At 35.8% G+C, this 16,861-nt stretch carries 23 protein-coding genes and 1 tRNA gene; 22 read left to right on the top strand and 2 right to left on the bottom strand.

All coding sequences use genetic code 11. The annotated features are described in order from the left end of the window. The first annotated feature begins 63 nt into the window (after window positions 1–63). From HMPREF9225_RS07895 to HMPREF9225_RS07805, 21 genes are all read left to right on the top strand, one after another. Complete coding sequence (locus HMPREF9225_RS07895; protein WP_008902413.1) at window positions 64–2,115, top strand: tape measure protein; 2,052 nt, start codon at window positions 64–66, stop codon at window positions 2,113–2,115. Continuing rightward, window positions 2,108–2,704 (top strand): hypothetical protein, encoded by a 597-nt coding sequence (locus tag HMPREF9225_RS07890; protein ID WP_008902412.1) that lies wholly within the window; start codon window positions 2,108–2,110, stop codon window positions 2,702–2,704. The genes HMPREF9225_RS07895 and HMPREF9225_RS07890 overlap by 8 nt, the downstream gene beginning before the upstream one ends. After that, on the top strand, window positions 2,694–4,109 hold the full coding sequence (locus tag HMPREF9225_RS07885) for an XkdQ/YqbQ family protein (protein ID WP_008902411.1): 1,416 nt from the start codon (window positions 2,694–2,696) through the stop codon (window positions 4,107–4,109). Before HMPREF9225_RS07890 ends, HMPREF9225_RS07885 begins: the two co-directional genes overlap by 11 nt. Before the next feature lie 4 nt (window positions 4,110–4,113). Beyond that, the gene (locus tag HMPREF9225_RS07880) at window positions 4,114–4,566 is read left to right on the top strand and encodes a hypothetical protein (RefSeq protein WP_008902410.1); all 453 of its coding nucleotides are present in this window, start codon (window positions 4,114–4,116) and stop codon (window positions 4,564–4,566) included. Continuing rightward, window positions 4,563–4,997, top strand: coding sequence for a DUF2634 domain-containing protein (locus HMPREF9225_RS07875; RefSeq protein ID WP_008902409.1), 435 nt, complete (start codon window positions 4,563–4,565; stop codon window positions 4,995–4,997). Before HMPREF9225_RS07880 ends, HMPREF9225_RS07875 begins: the two co-directional genes overlap by 4 nt. Before the next feature lie 10 nt (window positions 4,998–5,007). Next, the gene (locus tag HMPREF9225_RS07870; RefSeq protein WP_008902408.1) at window positions 5,008–6,105 is read left to right on the top strand and encodes a baseplate J/gp47 family protein; all 1,098 of its coding nucleotides are present in this window, start codon (window positions 5,008–5,010) and stop codon (window positions 6,103–6,105) included. Further along, the gene (locus tag HMPREF9225_RS07865) at window positions 6,098–6,916 is read left to right on the top strand and encodes a putative phage tail protein (RefSeq protein ID WP_008902407.1); all 819 of its coding nucleotides are present in this window, start codon (window positions 6,098–6,100) and stop codon (window positions 6,914–6,916) included. Before HMPREF9225_RS07870 ends, HMPREF9225_RS07865 begins: the two co-directional genes overlap by 8 nt. Then, on the top strand, window positions 6,917–7,261 hold the full coding sequence (locus HMPREF9225_RS07860; RefSeq protein ID WP_008902406.1) for a hypothetical protein: 345 nt from the start codon (window positions 6,917–6,919) through the stop codon (window positions 7,259–7,261). Continuing rightward, window positions 7,254–7,727 carry a hypothetical protein gene (locus tag HMPREF9225_RS07855; RefSeq protein ID WP_008902405.1) on the top strand — a complete coding sequence of 158 codons (474 nt, stop codon included), beginning with the start codon at window positions 7,254–7,256 and terminating at the stop codon, window positions 7,725–7,727. Before HMPREF9225_RS07860 ends, HMPREF9225_RS07855 begins: the two co-directional genes overlap by 8 nt. Further along, on the top strand, window positions 7,727–8,836 hold the full coding sequence (locus HMPREF9225_RS07850) for a radical SAM/SPASM domain-containing protein (RefSeq protein ID WP_008902404.1): 1,110 nt from the start codon (window positions 7,727–7,729) through the stop codon (window positions 8,834–8,836). Before HMPREF9225_RS07855 ends, HMPREF9225_RS07850 begins: the two co-directional genes overlap by 1 nt. Then, a complete protein-coding gene (locus HMPREF9225_RS07845; RefSeq protein ID WP_008902403.1) occupies window positions 8,836–10,539 on the top strand; it encodes a hypothetical protein in 1,704 nt (567 codons plus the stop codon). Before HMPREF9225_RS07850 ends, HMPREF9225_RS07845 begins: the two co-directional genes overlap by 1 nt. Next, on the top strand, window positions 10,536–10,772 hold the full coding sequence (locus HMPREF9225_RS07840) for a hypothetical protein (protein ID WP_008902402.1): 237 nt from the start codon (window positions 10,536–10,538) through the stop codon (window positions 10,770–10,772). Before HMPREF9225_RS07845 ends, HMPREF9225_RS07840 begins: the two co-directional genes overlap by 4 nt. Further along, on the top strand, window positions 10,772–10,927 hold the full coding sequence (locus HMPREF9225_RS10355; RefSeq protein ID WP_008902401.1) for a hypothetical protein: 156 nt from the start codon (window positions 10,772–10,774) through the stop codon (window positions 10,925–10,927). The genes HMPREF9225_RS07840 and HMPREF9225_RS10355 overlap by 1 nt, the downstream gene beginning before the upstream one ends. Further along, window positions 10,927–11,073, top strand: coding sequence for a hypothetical protein (locus HMPREF9225_RS10350; RefSeq protein ID WP_008902400.1), 147 nt, complete (start codon window positions 10,927–10,929; stop codon window positions 11,071–11,073). The genes HMPREF9225_RS10355 and HMPREF9225_RS10350 overlap by 1 nt, the downstream gene beginning before the upstream one ends. A 2-nt stretch (window positions 11,074–11,075) precedes the next feature. Further along, window positions 11,076–11,801, top strand: coding sequence for a hyaluronate lyase N-terminal domain-containing protein (locus HMPREF9225_RS09855; RefSeq protein ID WP_008902399.1), 726 nt, complete (start codon window positions 11,076–11,078; stop codon window positions 11,799–11,801). A gap of 8 nt (window positions 11,802–11,809) precedes the next feature. Continuing rightward, a complete protein-coding gene (locus HMPREF9225_RS07830) occupies window positions 11,810–12,127 on the top strand; it encodes a hypothetical protein (RefSeq protein WP_008902398.1) in 318 nt (105 codons plus the stop codon). Between the two features lie 94 nt (window positions 12,128–12,221). Continuing rightward, window positions 12,222–12,461 (top strand): hypothetical protein, encoded by a 240-nt coding sequence (locus HMPREF9225_RS07825; RefSeq protein ID WP_141553743.1) that lies wholly within the window; start codon window positions 12,222–12,224, stop codon window positions 12,459–12,461. 99 nt (window positions 12,462–12,560) lie between these two features. Then, window positions 12,561–12,884: a hypothetical protein gene (locus tag HMPREF9225_RS07820; protein ID WP_008902396.1), complete on the top strand. Its 324-nt coding sequence runs from the start codon at window positions 12,561–12,563 to the stop codon at window positions 12,882–12,884. Between the two features lie 4 nt (window positions 12,885–12,888). Further along, on the top strand, window positions 12,889–13,638 hold the full coding sequence (locus HMPREF9225_RS07815; RefSeq protein WP_245526542.1) for an N-acetylmuramoyl-L-alanine amidase: 750 nt from the start codon (window positions 12,889–12,891) through the stop codon (window positions 13,636–13,638). Between the two features lies 1 nt (window position 13,639). Continuing rightward, the gene (locus tag HMPREF9225_RS07810) at window positions 13,640–14,026 is read left to right on the top strand and encodes a phage holin family protein (protein WP_008902394.1); all 387 of its coding nucleotides are present in this window, start codon (window positions 13,640–13,642) and stop codon (window positions 14,024–14,026) included. After that, a complete protein-coding gene (locus tag HMPREF9225_RS07805; RefSeq protein ID WP_008902393.1) occupies window positions 14,013–14,330 on the top strand; it encodes a phage holin, LLH family in 318 nt (105 codons plus the stop codon). The genes HMPREF9225_RS07810 and HMPREF9225_RS07805 overlap by 14 nt, the downstream gene beginning before the upstream one ends. A gap of 197 nt (window positions 14,331–14,527) precedes the next feature. On the opposite strand, the gene HMPREF9225_RS07800 is transcribed toward HMPREF9225_RS07805, so the two are convergent. Beyond that, window positions 14,528–14,604 (bottom strand) — tRNA-His (locus tag HMPREF9225_RS07800). A 74-nt stretch (window positions 14,605–14,678) separates the two neighbouring features. Continuing rightward, window positions 14,679–15,773: a redox-regulated ATPase YchF gene (ychF, locus tag HMPREF9225_RS07795; protein ID WP_008902392.1), complete on the bottom strand. Its 1,095-nt coding sequence runs from the start codon at window positions 15,771–15,773 to the stop codon at window positions 14,679–14,681. A 141-nt stretch (window positions 15,774–15,914) separates the two neighbouring features. Between ychF and HMPREF9225_RS07790 the strand changes: the two genes are divergently transcribed. Then, complete coding sequence (locus HMPREF9225_RS07790) at window positions 15,915–16,562, top strand: aspartate/glutamate racemase family protein (RefSeq protein ID WP_008902391.1); 648 nt, start codon at window positions 15,915–15,917, stop codon at window positions 16,560–16,562. Window positions 16,563–16,861 lie beyond the last annotated feature (299 nt).

Here is a 16,861-nt window from a genome sequence, read left to right as displayed (position 1 = left end):
TATGTATGTGGCAATGCTTGAAAAGTATGCTGAAGACACTAAAACAAAGTAGGGGGTGAGAAATTGGGAGTTTTAGAAAGTACTATAATTTTAAAAAATCAAATGTCAGGAGTTTTAAATAGTATTGTAGACAGTATGAATATGGTGATCTCTGCTGCTTATGATGTCGAAACGGCTGGGAAAAAGGCTTTTAATCCTGCAACACTAAATGGAGCAAAAAGCAAACTTGCTGAAGTTCAAGCTACTATAAATAAAAACGCTGAAGAACAAGAAAAATTTAATAGAAAACTACAAGAAGGATCCTCTGCTGCTAACAAAATGGCAGGAATGATTAAAAAAGCCTTGGTAACATACGCTTCTTTTAGAAGTGTTAAGGCTTTTGTAGGCTTATCAGATGAAATGACACAGATTAAGGCTAGACTAGATGCTATAAACGATGGTCATCAAACTACACTAGAGCTTCAAGAAATGATATATAAATCTGCTCAAAGGGCTAGAGGAGAATATAAGATGACTATGGATATAGTCTCTAAACTTGGAGCACAGGCTAAAGATGCCTTTGCAAGCAATGAAGAAACTATAGCATTTGCCGAAAATCTAAATAAACTATTTACAATTTCTGGTACCTCTGCTCAAGGGGTTGAGTCAGTCATGTATAACTTAACTCAAGCAATGGCTTCTGGAGTCTTAAGGGGTCAAGACTTAAACGCTGTAATGGCAAACACACCTCAACTTCTAAGAATAGTATCAGAATATATGGGTGAGCCTATAGGCAAAATAAGGAAATTGGCGGAAGAAGGCAAACTATCTGCAGATGTTATTAAAAATGCACTTTTAGGTGCAAGCAAGGAAATAAACGAAGAATTTGAGAACATGCCTATGACTTTTGGGCAGATAGCAGTATCAATGAAAAATAGATTCTTAAAAAACATTGAGCCTGCTTTAAATAGGCTTAATGACTTTGCAAACTCAAAAGCCTTTCAAGAATTTTCTGATAGAGCTTTATTTTATCTGGGAGAAGTAACAAAAGGGATCTTTACAGCAACAGAGATAGCAGTTAAAGGGATGAATTTTATATCCGACAATCTATGGCTAATAGAACCTGCAGCAGTTGCAGCAGCGGCTGGATTTACTGCATATACAGTAGCAACTACTGCTGCGAAGTTGGCAACTATGGAGCTTAATCTGGCTATGCTTAAGAGCCCTATGTTTCTAATACCTGCAATTATAACTCTAATAGTAGCAGCCTATTTAAAATGGGCAAATTCTGTAGGCGGCGTAGGTGTAGCTCACTTAATAGTTGTAAATGCTATAAAAAACTACATGGCTAGCTTAATCATAAATACTAGAAATGATATCAGCGATATGATTTACCAATGGCAAATGTATAAAGTCGGCATAGCGAGAATGAAAAATGGAGTGCTAGACCACTTAGACAACATGAGGATTAAAGGCTTGACTATCCTTGAAAACATGGTCAACGGAGCTATAGGTTTAATAAACAAGCTTATAGATTTAGTTAATAAAATACCTGGTGTAGGGATAGAAACTATAGATCAAGTCTCTATGGTAGCGGGTGCTAAGGCTGAGGCTGCTAGAAAAAAGGCGGAGAGAGATCAAAACTTAGAAATGGTAGTAGACCAAGTCGAAAGAGACAAGGCACTAAGAGATTCCGAGACCAAGAAGATAGCCTTTAAGTATGAGAGCGAGAAATTCCAAAGAGAACGCGAAATTGCAAAGAAACAAGCTGAAAAACTCAATGCTGAAAAAACTGAAGACAAGATCCCTAAATTTGATATACCTAAATATGCAGAATTACCTGGCATAGCAAGCGATATTGGAGATCTGAAGAAATCTGCAGCAGGTACAAAAGAAAACACTGAAAAGTTAAAAGACGGCTTAGAGGTCAAAAATGAGGATATATCCTATCTAAAAGACCTTATGGAACGAAGAGCGATTCAAAACTTTAGCTTTGACAAACTAGAAGTGATTGCTAATAACAACTTTGGTGATGTGCACGAAACCGCCGATCTTGATGGCTGGATGGAAGGATTAACTGACAAGCTCACTGAAGCTGTAGAAATGACAATGGGAGGAATACCGCAATATGAATAAAGGATATGACTTTTATATTGATAATTTACTACTCCCAATAACACCAAAGAAAATAAACACCAAGATTAAGAATAAAAACAAGGTTGTAACTCTTCTAAATGGAGAAGAGTTGAACCTTTTAAAAAAACCTGGACTTACGGAGTTTGACTTTGAGTTTAGAGTACCATCTGAAGATTTCCCTGCAGTCAAAAGATACGTAAGTCCTCAAACTGTGCTAAATAAACTTGAAGATCTAAAGGTCAAAAAGAAATCTTTTCAATTCATAATTCTTAGAAGTCAGTACCAAGAAAATCTTAAAAACTCCATCAATAAGTCGGTAACTTTAGAAGACTACGAAATTATTGAAGATGCTGAGAATGGTGCTGATTTAATTATTTCTATAAGTTTAAAGCAGTATTTACCACTTAAAACCAAGATTATAAATACTAATGCGGACAAGTCTAAGTCAATCACTGTCTCTGAGGGAAATGTGCCAATGAATAAGGGAAAACCTGATGGCAGCCTTGCTTCAAAGGTAGTACATGGAGCCTTTAATGGAGTTAGTGCTTTTTTAGATGCTGTCTTTGGCGGTGGTAAAAATGCGAGATAGATTTAAAGTCATCATTGATAATAGAGGTAAAGTCCAAGAGGCTATGATTGAGGGCACTGTCCAGGTGATGTGGTCAAGAGATGGATCACCTGGACAGATGACCTGCAACATCGTAAAAGATGAGAACCTAGACTATCAAGAGGGAAATCCAATAGCTTTTTATGTAGATGGCAAAGTCTTTTTTTATGGATATGTCTTCTCTAAGTCAAGGACTGGAGAACAAATTATAACTACTACTTGCTACGATCAGCTTAGGTACTTAAAGAACAAGGCTACTTATCAATATAAAGATTGGACCTATTCAGAGCTTCTAACTAATATCTGCAGAGATAGAAATCTTCAGATAGGAGAAGTAGAGGACACTAAATTCAAAATACCTGGAAGAATTGAAGAAAATAAAGAATTTTGGGAGATTTTAAGATTTGCAAGTGATATGACTACGGCAAACACTGGTAAACTCTATACGCTCTTTGACAAGGGTGGAAAAATCTGTCTTAAGTCTATAGAAAGTATGAAGACCAAAGATGTTATCGATTATGACTGCACAGAGGATTTCAACTACGAAACCTCTATCAACTCTAATACCTATAATCGGGTCCACTTAAAACTTTTAGACGACAATAAAAAAGAAATCAAGTCAGCTACTGCAGAGGACACCAAGGCTATCGAAAAATGGGGGCTTCTTTCATACTCAGCTACTACAAATAATGAAGAGTTGGATATAGATGCAAAGGCTAAGGAACTTTTAAAAGTCTTAAATAAGAAACATAGAAAATTAAGGCTAAAAAACATAGTCGGAAGACTCGATGTAAGAGCAGGATCCCTAGTACCTGTACAGATGATGGCTATTGGTGACATTGATATCAACTCTTTAATGCTAGTGCAGAGCGTGACTCACAAATTTCAGGAGGAACATCACTTTATGGATTTAGAAGTATATAACAAAGACATTAGTCCTGAGGTAGCTCCACAAAGTTTACCTCAAAAACAAAAGAGTGGATCTGCGGATATTTCTTCACCTGGAGGCTCAGATGGCGGAAATAGCAGCATGACTGAAGCTGCTAAGAAATATCTAGGAGTTAAGTATGTATGGGGCGGTGAATCGATGAGTGAGGGCGGTGTAGACTGCACTGGCTTAGTAATTAGATCACTTAGAGATATGGGAGTCAATATGCCGAGATTCACATCAAGTACACTGGCTTCAAATCCAAAAGCTTATGGCTTCGTGGAAATACCTATCAATCAGGCTGAGCCTGGAGATGTACTTTGGCATAAAGGGCACGTGGCTATGAAGTATGACGATACTAACGTCATAGAGGCGGCTTTTTCAAAGAAAAAAGTAGTAATTCAAAGTCAATCTAAGAGACCTAAGAAGTTCACTAGAGCTTTCAGATATAAGGGGTGATTGAGTGAGTGATGTAAATGTTTTAAATTTAAAAAGGGCTGTTACTAAGATAGCGGCTAATTATTGCGAAACTTTAAAGATCCCTACAATCGTCCATGCAAAATTAGAAACACTAGAGCCTTTGACTTTTAAAAGAGATGATGACATAGAGCTTAAAGAAGAGTTTTTGGTAGTGCCTAAATATAGAAAATTTACTGCCGAAGAAATCGGGCACTACTTTGTCTTTCAATCTAACTCAGAAGGTCAAGTATGGTACTACTTGTATGAGGCTTCAAGTCCTCAAGGATCTAACGGGGTTGATTATTATTTTGATGGTACTCACAAATTAAAGGGCAATATCACCTGCGAGATTCATGGCACATGTCCTCATGGTGCAGTAGTAGTAACCAACGGCACTGTGGAGCTCTTTGAGGGAGATATCATTGAGATTAAACATGACAAGGGGATAAAGAAATGATACCTGAACAAAACGAAATCAACTTAGCTATGCAAGAAAGCATAGATGAAGAAATATCACCTACTAAAACCTATAGGATGCACGTCAACTCCGAGAGAATTTACGGGAATATTGACGATGTAGAAGCTTTAAAACAGATGATCTATAAAAATCTAAATACTGAGTATGGTGTGCACATCATCTATCCTACTTTTGGTATGCCTCTTCAGGATCTATTTGGTCAACCTAAAAATTATGTTTATGTAGAACTTACTAGAAGAATTGAAGAGTGCTTAATTAAAGATGATAGAGTGCTTTCAGTGACCGACTTCAACTATTTAAAAGATAGATCACTGAGAGACGAGCTTAGTATGTCATTCATAGTAAATTCAGTGTATGGAGAAATTGAAATTGAAAATACTTGGAAATTTGACTACGACAACGTGAACTAGGGGGTGAAAAATGGCTAAAAAAGAATATAAACCTCAGTTTGAAGAATTTTCAGCGGACTTTCTTCTTGAAAGGATGCTGTCTAGGGTAGACAACACTAGGGATAAAAGAGAGGGTTCAATAATCTACGATGCCCAAGCTCCTGCTGCGGTAGAATTTTCTCTCGTATATATGACCTTGGACTGGATCCTTAAAAATATGTATGGTGACACTGCGGATAGAGAGGGACTCAAGGCGGTAGCGAAAGATAGAGCGATGGAGCCTTTTCCTGCGACTCAGGCAATAGTTAAGGGTGAATTTAATATTGCTTTGCCTATAAATGCGAGATTTAACTTTGATGATCTAAACTATATGGCAATAAAATTCATAGAAGAAAATCAAGGTAAGTTTTACTATGAGCTAATTTGCGAAGAGTATGGAGAAAAAGGCAATGTCCCTTATGGAAAATTAATTCCGATAGATAATATAAACGGATTAAACCACGCTTTTATAGTGAGTGTAATTAAACCTGGTGAAGAAGAGGAAGACACTGAAGACTTTAGAAACAGATACTACAGAAACATTAATACCAACGCTTATGGCGGAAATATAGACCAATACCTGGACTGGTGCCACGCAATAGAGGGTGTAGGCGGAGTGAAAGTCTATCCTGTGTGGAATGGCGGCGGCACTGTGAAGATCGTCTTCACTGACTCTAAATTTGATGTACCGAGCAAAGAGCTTATTGATAAAGTACAAGAAAAGCTGGATCCTGTGCCTAATCAACAAAAGGGGTACGGACTAGCTCCTATCGGTCACTTAGTAACTGTAGAGGGTGCAAATAAGGTAGAGGTTAAAGTATCTTTAAAAGTTACTTACAGAGACAATAACAAAATAGAAAGTATAGAAGAAAAGATTAAAAGTGTTTTAAATCCATACTTCTTACAGCTTAGAAAAGAGTGGGAAAATGAAAAATCGACAATAATCAGAGTATCTAAATTGGAATCTTTAATCCTAGATATAGACGGAGTAGTCGATGTATATGACACGAAACTTGAAGGCTTCGATAGAAATGGAGCTTTAAAAGAAAATGAGATCCCTGTGCTTAGTGTGGTGACAGTCAATGGATAAGAGAAGAGATATTGAAAAGCTATGGTACTTCGACACGAAAGAGGACTTCTCAGGCTCTGAGATAAGGCTTAGTAGAAATGTAGATCTAAAAGCCTATAATGACTTCGAGACCATAGCGAAATCTGCTGACTGGATTGACTGGAGCGACAGTGAGAGCCTTGAATTTGACTTTTTAACTAGAAGACTTTTAAAAACTTTTAACGACAAATTTATTTTAAGAGCTAGTGAGTATGGCATAGCTAGATATGAAAAAATCCTTGGCATATCACCTGATAAGAAAGAGTCACTAGAAGATAGAAGAAAAAGAGTTTATCTTCTTTGGAATAAGAAGATTATTTGGACTCATAGAACGCTGTTAGAATGGCTTAATATCAGAGTTGGAAAATCCAAGTACAGGCTAGAGCTTAAATATAATAAATATGAACTAGAGTTTGAGTTATTTGTCGGCAAAGAGTATGAAGAAAGCGGGCTATATGAGGAACTAAGAGGGATAGTACCTGCTAACTTGGGAATTTTCATCAAGTACGGCTTTGTATGCGGTGTAGATATAATCTCAAGATATGGCACTTATAACTATCCTGCCTTTTTATGTGGTGAACATCCTTGCGGTGATATTCCTTATGTATTTGCTGAGGCTCAAAGGTTAGTAAGTGACTTAAATGTTGAAGTTGGTAGCAATTATGGCAAAAACTATTATCCTACTGTCGGGAAAATTAAATCTGGAGATCTTGAGAATGGAGAAGTCACAGAGATAATATATGCAACCGACTTTGCAAGTGATAATATTTACAGTTTTGAAAGAGGTGAGTAAATGCTTAGCGAAAAGCTAATAAGTGATATATGCGGCTTTATTGAAAGCAAAGTTGCAAGTGCCGAGATGATAATTGACGGCAATAAAAGAAATATGGAGATTTTAAAAACTGAAATTTCAGGAAATATTTTAAAAATCTTCACAAATGCCTCTGAGGGAAAAGGAAGAGTGAGCGATATAGTGATCAAAGACAGTGAGGGAAATGTCATCATTTCAAAACCTGATAGTCTTTTAAAGTCTACAGGATATAGCCTCGTAGCTTCTTTTTATATAAGGGTGAAAGAAGTAGAAATCGATGACCCTATAAATATCTTTGACTTAGCTAAGGGGGTAAGAAATGAGTAAATTCACTTTAAGGGATTATTACAACTTAAAGAAAGACGAAGACAACAATAAATTCATAGAGAAATATAAAGACAAGCTCTTAAATGACGAACTAGGGCTTGTTTTTTGGTATGACAACATTTCTGAATTTGGTGATGTCAAGAAAGAAACGATTGTAAAAAATAACTCTGATGGTACTCAGTTGGTTAGACACGAAAGATTTGATGGAAATATATTCCAAGAAGGTACTTTTGTAAACGCTGAAAATTTAGGGAGGATGGAGTGGAATGACCTTATAAACTTCGTCAACATTAAAGCATTAAGAGAAATTGTATCAAGGCTTCAAATTCAAGTGGCTACACTTCTTGGCCAAGCTTCAAATAACATGTCATATAACGGATTTGTAGCTTCAGCTATGAAGATTAACGAGGATCTCGTAATCCTTGAAGGATGTTACGACGAGGTAAACGGAAGGGGTATCGTTTAATGGCTTTGCCTAAAATATGCGGTGGCTTTTTAAATGTCACTCAGAGGTGTAACTTAGCTTGTAAGTACTGCTTTGTGGTCCAACAGCCCAAAGAGATGACCTATAAGGTAGCGAAAGACTGTGCTGACTTCTACGCTAGAAATGCACTAGAAGAAAAGACTGTGCCAAACATAACCTTTTTTGGCGGTGAGCCTATGCTTCGATATGACGATATAGTTAAACCGCTTGTAGAGTATATAAGAAAAACATACGGAGATTATCACCTAGATATTACTACTAATGGCACTCTGCTAGATGAAGAAAAATTAAAATTCTTTAAAAAGAATGATGTAGGGATCCTTTTATCAATCGACGGAGATAGAAAAACTCAGGATTTGCTAAGGGTAAAGCATGATGGAAGCGGAAGCTTTGATGATGTCGATGTTAAGACTTATCTCAAATATAATCCTTATGGCACTTTTAGAGCTACTTTAGATCCAAGAAATGTGAGATATATGTTCGATAACTATATCTGGGCAAAAGATATAGGCTATAAAAGCTGCACTATGATTATAAATGTCTTTGCAACTTGGACCGAAGAAGATTATAGAGAACTTGCTAGAAACTTAAATAAAATTATGACATATATAGAAAATAATGATGGCTCAATCGAATTTACTGAAGTATCTAAATATAAAAGAGATCTTGAGCTTTTGGAATCTGGAGAAGCAGGAAATAAAAGAGTGCAACTCTGCAATACTGAGGGCTGCGGTAATTGTGGACTTGGTGCAGGTAGGTACGCTTCATGTGGTGCAAGCGGAAATCTTTATAGTTGTCAAGAAATGACTGAAAATTCCGACTGTGATGACTTCATAATCGGCAATATCTACGATGGAGTGGATGATGAAAAGAGATATGAAGTTATTTCAAGATATCATATTTCAAAGGTAGAAAGCTCTAAGGCTGGTAGATGTGAAAGCTGCAGCTTGAAGCAAGTTTGCAACGGCGGCTGCGTGATTAATAATTACTTTAAAAATGGAGATTTAAACGTCATGAGTGAGCCTCTATGCGTATATAGTGAAATGTGTTTTGAAAGCTATAAGAAATTAAAGAAAGGTAAGGTGAAATAATGGGATATTGCGATGGATGGGAAACATGTAGTGCTTGCCAAGGGGTAAGCTGCGAAGGCTACTGTCAGGAGTGCCAAAGTAATAAAGAAGAACGCTGTAGACATAGTTGTCAAACAACATGTGAGAGCAATTGCCAAGGATGTCAAGGATATTGCGAAAATGGCTGCCAAAGTTCATGTCAAAAAAATTGTGAATCTTCATGCGAGAAAAGCTGTCAATCTGGTGCAGAAAAGAACTCTGCTCCAAGTAGTCCTGGAGGAGTCAATCTTCCAAATCCAATAAGAAGTGAGAAATCCTTTAGTATATCTTGGGGGTATGCTAGTGATTCTGATGGAAATTTAAGTGGATACACCTTAGAAAGGTCTATCGACAACGGCAGCTATAGTCAAATTTATAACGGAAGCTCAACTTCTTACACTGACACAGTACCTAAAGGCACTAAGAGCGTAAGATACAGAGTAAGAGCCTACGACTCCTACAATTTAACTTCAGGATATACTTACTCTCAAATAGTAACAGTTGTGAATAACTCCGCTCCTATAATCTCTGGATCCAATTATGATTATGGAGCTGTAACAGAAAATTTCTCAATTAATTACATCGTCACCGATTCAGATGACGGAGATAGAGTAGAAGTTAAAATTACAGTTGATAATCAGATTATCCAAGATTTTACAGAAACATCATTAGGAATTAGAAAGACTATTGATGTAGATCTTACTAAGTATGAGCTTGGAAAACATAAGATAGAGATTATAGCTAGAGATAAAGAAGGTACAACCTATACTAGAACCTATACTTTTGAGAAGATAAACACCGCTCCTATAATAAGCGGTACTGACACCGATCTAGGGAATAAAAACTCTGCTTTTACAATCGTTTATACTGTCAAAGATCCTAATAATGACAAGGTCAACGTAATTGAGAAACTTAACGGCAAAATCTTAAAGAACATTACAAATATTGGTACTGGTGAGCAATCTATAACTGTTACTGCTGAAATGCTCTCTGAATTTGCGATCAATACAAGCAATGTAATAGAAATTGAAGCGAGAGATGCAAATAATGCTGTAAGTTATAGAAGATTTACCTTTGTTAGAAGTAACTTTGCTCCTATTATCAGCGGCACTGACACAGATTTAGGAGAAAAAGACAAAGAATTTACTTATATTTACTCAGTTACTGATGAAGAAAAAGACAAGATAAAGATTAAAGTCTTCTTAGACAATAGGCTCGTAGTGCCTGAGTTTGATGGAGTAGACAATAAAGAGTACAGATATGAGCTTAAAGGCTTTGACTTCTTAAAATTGACACTAGGTAAGCACACTCTGAAGATCGTGGCTACTGATAGCAATGGCTTGGTATCTACTAGGCTAGTATCTTTCACTAGAACTGCTGCAAGAGTCGTAATGCAACTTAAGGATCCAAGAGATACTGACGTAATGGCAAAGAAAGTCCTTGTTATTCCTGGCTGGTTCGTGGCTCCTGGAGCTACAGGCAAAGTAGAGGTTTGTAATAATGCTTATGATGCGGCTCCTACATGGGAAGATGCAACTGTGGTAACTAATGAGGGTAGAGCCTTTAACTTCTTAAACTCTTCTAAGACTGCTACAAAGTGGGGAGTAAATATAAGGCTAACGATTGAAAAAGGCAAATCCACAGTAACTAGCTATATAACTTCGATAGGAGGATCAGTAGAATGATAGAATTTTTACAAAAGCCTGTCTCAGAGATACAAGCAATTAGAGAGCTTGAGGCTTCAGGTGATTTAAAAAAACAAACTGAACATTTAGCAAATGTAATAGAAAGTAAAGCTGCAGATAGTAGCGAACTTGCAGTTGAGATGACCATGATGGTACAGCAGATGGCAATGGATCAAGCAAAGGCAATAACAGAACTTACAACAATGATGGTAAGTATGGGAGGTATGAAATAATGGCAACTGGATTTTTTAAAGAAGATAGTATTATCGTAAATGCGTGGGTAACCATGATTTTAAGTGGTGAAAGAATACTAGACGATGTGCCTGATATCTGGGATTTGAGGGCAGTCGTTAAAAAAGTGTTAGATCAAAGAAAGGGGGATAAATAATGTTAAAATTTGATAGAAATTCAATGGTAGTAAAAGCTTGGGTCACTATGGTTATGACTGGAGTCTATAAAATTGACCAAGTACCTGCTTTATTTGGTATAAGAGCAGCAGTTGAAGAAGTGATCAAAGAGCTTCAAGGAGTTTAAAATTGAAAATCTTAAAAGAAGGAAGATTCATTTTTAATTATGGCACTAAGGCTGAGCTTGAAGAGGAAAACTTAATCTTGCTTAAAGGGGAGCTTGCAATTGAAAATGATACACAGTTTATGAAAGTCGGAGATGGCAAAAGTCCATACTCCGACTTACCTTATTTAAATAGAGGTCCTATAGGACTCACTGGAGATAAAGGTGAAAAAGGTGATACTGGTACTAGTCTTAGTATCAATGGCACTGTAGCAGATGAAGCCTCACTTCCTAAGAATCCCAAAGATGGTGTAGGTTACATGGTACAAGGTGACCTGTATATTGCTAAAGATGGCAAATTTACCAATGTAGGCAGAATCAAAGGTCCTAAGGGTGATCAGGGAGAAATTGGACCACCAGGACCACTAGGACCTCCAGGTAAGACTGGCGAAAGAGGAAAAATTGGTCCACAAGGCTTTAAGGGTGAAAAGGGGGATCCTTTAAAGTATACAGATTTGACGGAGGCGCAGAAACAGGAACTAGCCACCAAGGTAGCCAAGGACGAACTACTAAAAGACTATGCAACTAAAAAAGACTTAGAAAGCATTGATGTTACGAGTCAATTAAGTGGATATGCAAAGAAAGAAGAAGTAGGAGTTAAAGTAGTGTGGATAACAAAAGCAGAACACAGAAAACTGGTAAGCAGCGGAACTGTTGAGCCTGAAACATTATACCTTGTTACTGAAAGATAGGTGGTTAAATGTTAGAAAACATTGAGAAAAATAATAAAATCATAAATCAAATGTATAAAGGTAAGGAGCTTGTTTGGCAATTACCTACTGTAATGATTAGCGAGGTTAACGTATACGCGGGCATACAAACTTTAGTTTTTACAACTTATCCTGCGAGATGTAATGTTACTGTTACGGTTAACGACAAGGAAGTCGCAAATGCTCAATCTTCATTTGATGGCAATTTCTCGTGTGGATTAGGCACTCCACTTCGAAGCGAAGATTATGTGACTATAAAAATTACAAAAAGTGGATGGAGAGATTTACGAAATAATTATATAGTTTAATAAAAAGGAGGATTTATGGAACTTAAAAATGGCTTAAATAAGCGTGTTGTAGAAATATTTAGGGGGGGGGGATTTAGTTTGGGAGATGCCAACGGTGATGACTAGTGATATAAATATATATCCAGGATTGACAGATCTTGCATTTAATACCTACCCAGCTAAATGTAAAGTTAAAATCAGTTTAAACGGTAAATTTTTTACTGAAGGTGTCTCTTCTGTCTCTGGAAGTTTTACGTGTAGTTTTGACAATTCAATAAGACAGGATGATTATATTACGGTAGAAATTTCAAAAGAAGGATGGCAAAGAAAGGTAGACAACTATTTTACTGACTAAAAGGAGAAAATTATGGAAATAGAATTAAAGCAACTTATAGTAGCATGTAGAAAAGCATGAAAATAGACCTAATTTTCAAAAGAAAGGACGAGAAAGCCTATGACAGATGATGAAAAATGTAACGACCACGAAAAAAGAATTGCCCTTTTGGAAAAAATTTCAGAAAGACACGAAATCAATTTTAAGGATCACGATAACAAAATCGAAAAGCTCTCGGCGGAGATATCAATCCAAAATACGAACAGTCAATTATTTCAAAAAGACTTGGATTTCATAAAAGAGCAATTAAAGAGTATGAATGCAACCCTGGTTGAACTTACAGACAAGCCGAAAAAAGCATACGACAAATACAAGGACACTATAATCACTATAATAATTACTGCTATTGTCACTGGAATAATAGCTAAACTCGTAAAGGGGTGATAGATTGCTAGAATATAAATTTATGCCTATAAAATATAACTTTTCAAGCAGAAAAGGGCAAAAGATAAAATATTTAGTTATTCACGACACAGGAAATTCAGGTGTAGGAGCAAATGCCCTAAACCACTTTAAATTCTTTAGTGGCGGAAATCGAAATGCAAGTGCTCACTACTTCGTGGATGACCATCAAATAGTACAAATCATTGGAGATAGCTTCTCTGCTTGGCACTGTGGAGATACACAGGGATATGGCAGAGCTTTAAATGGAGTTAGAAACTGCACTTCTATAGGAATTGAACTTTGTATCAATTCAGATGGTAATTATCAAAAGGCTTATGAAAATCTAGTAGAATTGGTGAAAAATCTAATGGTGAAATTCAACATCAATGTACACTTTATTTGCAGGCACTATGATGTGTCTAGGAAGAGATGCCCTGGATCCTTTTTTACCAAGAATCTTTGGGAGAAATTTCTACAAGATGTACAAAAGCCGATTAAGATAAAGCTTGACCTATCTAAGTCAAGTGTAGGAGTACCTGTGCAACAGAAAGCACTAGATGAAAGGATTAAATTTGTTATGGATGAGATTTTAAAAGCGGATAGAGTGAAAGTAAATTATAATGGCAAAGAAATAGAGCTTCGTGGCAAGAATATTCAAGGAACTAACTATGTATCTATAAGGGATCTAGCAGAGGCTTTAAACCTTAAGGTAGGCTGGAACCAAGATAAGAAGATTGTAGAGTTAAGAGGCTAACATGCAAGATATAGTCTTCAGCTTAAAAGAGTATCTTAGCCCTGAATTAGTCTTCATGATACCTGTACTAGTAGTTATAGGAAGCGGCTTGAAAAAGTCTACAAGAATTAGTGATAGCTTAATACCTACTATATTATCAATAGTAGGTATACCTATAGCTTTAATCACTAGTCTTGCAAATCGTATGGATCCCATGAATAAAATTCAAATCATTGTATGGATCCTTATGAGTGTTGGGCAGGGAGTTTTTCTTGGTGCCACGGCAGTAGGAGTGCATCAATTTTTTAAACAGCATTCAGAATTTAAAAGCTTAAAAAAGTGGGAAGATAAAGAAGAATTAATCAAAGAAATTAAAAAATCTATGGAGGTAGAAAATGAGAGTAAGTGAAATATTTTATGTAGTTTTGTCAATTTCATCAGTGCTAATCACTGGTGTACTTGTGCCGCTGTTAAAGCAAAAGTATGGCAGAGAGAAAATTCTCACAGCTATGAAAGCTGTAGATATTGCAGTCAAGGCTGCAGAGGAAATCTATAAAGAAGCTGGTCAGGGCGACCTCAAGAAGAAATATGTCTTGATGAGGTTAAACGAACAAGGCTTTAAGGTTACGGAAAAGGATCTTGACGACATGAGAAAAGCTAGCGTGCTTGAATTAAATAAATGGAAAAAAGAATTAGAGAAGCCTGGGGAATAATCCTCAGGCTTATTTTTTTGTTTGTAACAATATTAATAAATTGATGGCTGATCAATGATTTTTTAATGTATCATAATTGGATTGCCATGATGTACAGTACTTTAAATATAAAACTTTATATTTAAAAATCCCGCTTAGAGTCCCCGCTCGTTAAAATAAAAAATACCTCGTAACATTGAAATTACAAGGTATTTTCTTGGGGTGGATAGTGGGATTCGAACCCACGACCTCAAGAGCCACAATCTTGCGCCCTAACCAACTAGGCCATACCCACCATATGACAACATATAAAATTTTAACATCGATTAAATATATTGTCAATACTTTTAATAAGTTAATTAATAAAATTTATACGTTAAATCTAAATAGTATTACGTCGCCGTCTTGGACTACGTAGTCTTTACCTTCGCTTCGTACTAGACCGTGTTCTTTTGCGGCATTCATAGATCCTGATTTAACTAAATCGTCATAACTTACGGTTTCTGCTCTTATAAATCCTCTTTCAAAATCTGTGTGAATTTTGCCTGCTGCTTGGGGAGCTTTGGTGCCTTTTTTGATGGTCCATGCTCTTGTTTCCATAGGTCCTGAAGTTAAATAAGATATGAGACCTAGTAGACTGTAGGAAGCTCTTATTAGTTTATCAAGTCCTGATGATTTAAGCCCAAGTTCTTCTAAGAAGAGTTCTTTTTCATCATCGTCTAGCGCTTGAATTTGTGATTCAATTTCACATGAAATTACAACCACATCTGAGCCTTCTTTTGCGGCATATTCTCTCACTTCAGATACCATTTTATTACTTGCGCCGTCGTCTGCAATATCATCTTCAGAAACATTGGCAACGTAAATGATTGGTTTTGATGATAGAAGTTGGTAAGATTTTAAAATTTTACTTTCTTCTTCTGAAAGGTCAAGAGATCTAGCAGCTTTTCCTTGTTCCAAAACTTCTTTAGTCTTTTTTAAAACTTCTACTTCAAGTGCCAATGATTTATCGGCTTTAGCTTGTTTTTCAACTCTTGAAAGTCTCTTGTCAACTAAATCTAAATCAGAAAAGATTAGTTCAAGATTTATATTTTCAATATCACGAAGTGGATTTACAGAACCATCAACGTGGATGATATTGCTATCTTCGAAACATCTTACAACTTGAACGATAGAATCAACTTCACGGATATTTGCAAGGAATTGGTTACCTAGACCTTCACCCTTGCTCGCGCCTTTTACTAAACCTGCTATATCAAAAAATTCTATGGTTGCCGGTAGAATTCTCTCTGAATTATTAATTTTAGATAAAACTTCTAATCTTTCATCTGGCACTGCTACCACGCCGATATTTGGTTCGATAGTTGCAAATGGATAGTTTGCAGCTTCTGCACCGGCTTTGGTAAGTGCATTAAAAAGTGTAGACTTGCCTACATTTGGAAGTCCAACTATTCCTAATTTCATAAATATCTCCTCACTTTACTTGTTAATTATATCATAGAATTTATGTTAATTTTAATGAACTTCCAATATAAAATAAAATAATTGGTGTTATAATATTACTAAGTAGAGAATTAAATTAATAAATGAAAACAGAGGTGCTAAATGAAAGTAGCAGTATTTGCAGGTACATACGTTGATACTAAGATGGGTTCAGACTTACTTGAGAAAAACAATTTTGAAACAATTCTATATCCTATTTCAAAAAATCCCAAAGAACAGTCGAAGCTACAGTTCTATTCAGTAGAAGAACTCACAAATATCGTAAAAGAAAAGATTGAAGACGCAAAAGAAAATGGAGCAGAGAAGATATTCATCTATTGCAATTCTCTATCCGTTGCAATTGATTTAAAATATCTAAGAGAAACTACTGGCATGGAAATTATAACACCGATAGATGTGTACAAAAACTTGGATAAGAAATATAAAAACATAGCAATTATTGCTGCAAATTCGAAATCTGCATTTAAAATTGATCAAATTCTTTGTGAAGAGGAATTTAGAAATATAGTTGCCATTGGAAACCTAACCTTGGTAGAAGCAATAGAAGACAAATTAAACCCAGAAGAAATAATAAAGCTCCTTGCTCTTGATAAACTCGCTGATTATTTCAATAATATTAAAAGAGAAAAGCTAGATCTTATAATTCTTGGTTGTACACATTTTCCATATATAAAGGAAGAACTTGAAAGGCTAACAGACATAAAAATCCTAGACCCAGCAGCGGAAATGATTAAGATGCTAGGAGAATAAAATAGATGCTACACGGATAGTGTGTAAATAAATTTAAATGCTCTACGTATAGCATTAAAAAATGATTCACGTAAAGCTTTATAACTATTCTTGATTACAAAAAAATAATATAAATTTAAGACCTTAGAATTTAATTAACTAAGGTTTTTTTATTGTCATCATAAATAATCCATTTTTTAAAAATTTTATAAAATTCATTGGATTAATTTTGTAGTATCGAAATCCAAAAAATTGTAAAATAGATTTGTGTTATAATAAAAATAATGAGATAACTATGCTACTATAATGAATAAAAAATA

It is taken from the genome of Peptoniphilus duerdenii ATCC BAA-1640, from assembly GCF_000146345.1.
In the GTDB taxonomy this organism is placed as follows: Bacteria; Bacillota; Clostridia; order Tissierellales; family Peptoniphilaceae; genus Peptoniphilus_B; species Peptoniphilus_B duerdenii.
This window is presented reverse-complemented; position numbering and strand designations above follow the sequence as displayed.